Origin of the sequence: Streptomyces phytophilus (assembly GCF_013870535.1) — a bacterium.
Taxonomy (GTDB): Bacteria; Actinomycetota; Actinomycetes; order Streptomycetales; family Streptomycetaceae; genus Streptomyces; species Streptomyces phytophilus.
The window spans coordinates 1-2,090 of the sequence record NZ_JACBXC010001083.1; the positions used below are offsets into that span (position 1 = coordinate 1).

Here is a 2,090-nt window from a genome sequence, read left to right on the forward strand (position 1 = left end):
GTGCGCGGTTCACGGTCCGTCTCCCCTCCGCTCAGACCGGCTTGATCGCGGAGAGCGCCTTGCGGACGCTCACCAGGCCGTCGACGATGTCGGAGCGCTTGGCGGCGACTTCGCCCTCGCCGTACTCGTACAGGCCGCCGCCGGTCTTCATGCCGAGCCTGCCCTCGGCGGTCAGCTCGGTGACCAGGGAGGAGACGCCGGTCTCGGTGGACAGGTCGCGGTTGAGGTAGGAGCCGACGGCCTGGTAGATGTCCAGTCCCGCCATGTCGACCAGCCGCATCGGGCCGATGACGGCGAGCTTGTAGCCGACGCCCCACTTCACGACGGTGTCCAGGTCGCGCTGGGAGACCACGCCCTCCTCGACGAGGGCCATGCACTCGCGCAGCACGGCGTAGAGCACGCGGTTCTCGACGAAGCCGGGCACCTCCTTCTCGACCACGGCCTCGTAGCCGAACGACTCGACGATGCCGACGAGGCGCTCCTCGACCGCGGCGCCGGTGCGCGCGCCCCTGACGATCTCGATCATGGGGATGAGGTGCGGCGGGTTGGACCAGTGCATGCCGATCAGCCGCTCGGGGTGGGCCATGTCCACCGCCATGTCGGAGATCGGGATGCCGGAGGTGTTGGTCGCGATGATCGCGTCGTCCCGCACCGCGGCCTCGACCTGGGCGAGCACCGTCTTCTTCAGCTCCAGTCGCTCCGGTACCGCCTCGATGACGAGGTCGGCGCCGGCCAGCGCCTTGGCCTGGTCGCGTTCGAAGCTGACGGAGCCGCCGGGGGTGACGGGCACGTCGAGGCGGTCGAGGTGCGCGACGACGCCGGCGCAGGTCCCCTCCGCCCGCGCCAGGGCCTCTTCGCTGACGTCGTAGAGCCGTACGTCGGATCCGTAGCGGGCGAGCAGCGCGGCGATGCCGGGCCCCATGCTCCCCGAGCCGAGGACGGCGCTGGTGGTGGGAATGCTCACGGTGGTTCCTTTCGTGCTGTGCGTGCTCAGCGGGCGGCCTCTAGCCGGTCGAGCTTGCGGTTGAAGTACATCCAGTAGTTGTCGCGGGCGCGTTCCGGGTAGATGCGGCGGTTCTTCTCGACGCTCTCGTCCGCGTCCGGCGGGTCGTACGGCAGCCCGGAGCCGGCCAGCGCGAGCTGGAAGGCGGCGGCCTTCTCCAGGAAGATCCCGGCGAGCGTCGCGTCGCGGACGTTGCGGCCGACGAACGAGGCGCCGTGGTTGGCCTGGAGTACGGCGTCGGCGTCGCCGAGGACCCGGGCGAGGTCGCGGCCCAGCTCCCGGGTGGTGATGATGTGGCTGGTGGCGTCGAAGCGCGGGACGCCGTGCTCGGCGAACCACACGCCGTGGTTGTTCACCGGCTCGACCGTCCCCCGGCCGGCGCCGAGGACCGTGGCCTGGAACGGGTGCGAGTGGCCGACGACATCGACGTCGGGCCGGGCGAGCATGATCTCGGCGTGCAGCGGCCATTCGAGGTGGCGCAGCCCCTGGCCCTCCAGGACGGTGCCGTCGAAGGCGATGAGGATGTAGTCGCCCGCCCGCACCTCCTCCATGCCGAGGTTGCCGCGCTTGAGCCACAGCCCGCGGCCGTGCGGGTCGCGGTAGGACAGGTGGCCCATGGACATGTCGCCGTGGCCCTCCAGCTCCAGGATCCGGTGGGCCCTGGCGAGGTTGTCGAGCACGTTGGCGACGGAGTCGTCCTGGGAGTACAGCGCATCGCTGGTCTGCATCGGGGTTGCCTCCTTCTCACCGGGCCTGGCCGGCCGCGGCCTGCTCGCGGGCCTCGGCGACGGTCAGGCCGCCGACCCGCTCGTGGATCCGGCCGCCGCTGGCGACGGCCACGCAGACGAACAGCTCGTCGGGGCGCGGCACATCGGGGACGGAGACGGTGACGGCGTCGTAGTGGGAGCGGACGTAGACCTCGTCCTTGTACGCCAGCGGGATGTCGAGGCTCGCGCCGGCGGCGGCCGTCTTGGTCGCGGAGGAGATCCAGGCGGCACCGCCGCCGATCGCCTCGCGCAGCGCGTTGCCGAAGACGGTGGTGACGCAGGCGACGACGTGCTCCTGCTCGCCGGCCAGCCCGGCCAGC

At 71.5% G+C, this 2,090-nt stretch carries 3 protein-coding genes; all 3 read right to left on the reverse strand.

The window, feature by feature from the left end; genetic code table 11:
- Window positions 1-31 precede the first annotated feature (31 nt).
- Entirely contained in the window at window positions 32-964 is a 933-nt protein-coding gene (locus tag H5J30_RS29285) for a 3-hydroxyacyl-CoA dehydrogenase NAD-binding domain-containing protein (RefSeq protein WP_181790293.1), read from the reverse strand.
- A 26-nt stretch (window positions 965-990) separates the two neighbouring features.
- Complete coding sequence (locus tag H5J30_RS29290; protein WP_181790295.1) at window positions 991-1,731, reverse strand: class II aldolase/adducin family protein; 741 nt, start codon at window positions 1,729-1,731, stop codon at window positions 991-993.
- 16 nt (window positions 1,732-1,747) lie between these two features.
- A partial coding sequence (locus H5J30_RS29295) for an amino acid synthesis family protein (protein ID WP_181790304.1) occupies window positions 1,748-2,090 on the reverse strand: 343 nt, incomplete at its 5' end.

Bases quoted from the DNA above. Each gene is read 5' to 3' on its own strand.
- H5J30_RS29290 (WP_181790295.1), bottom strand. From the start codon at position 1,731: ATGCAGACCAGCGATGCGCTGTACTCCCAGGACGACTCCGTCGCCAAC.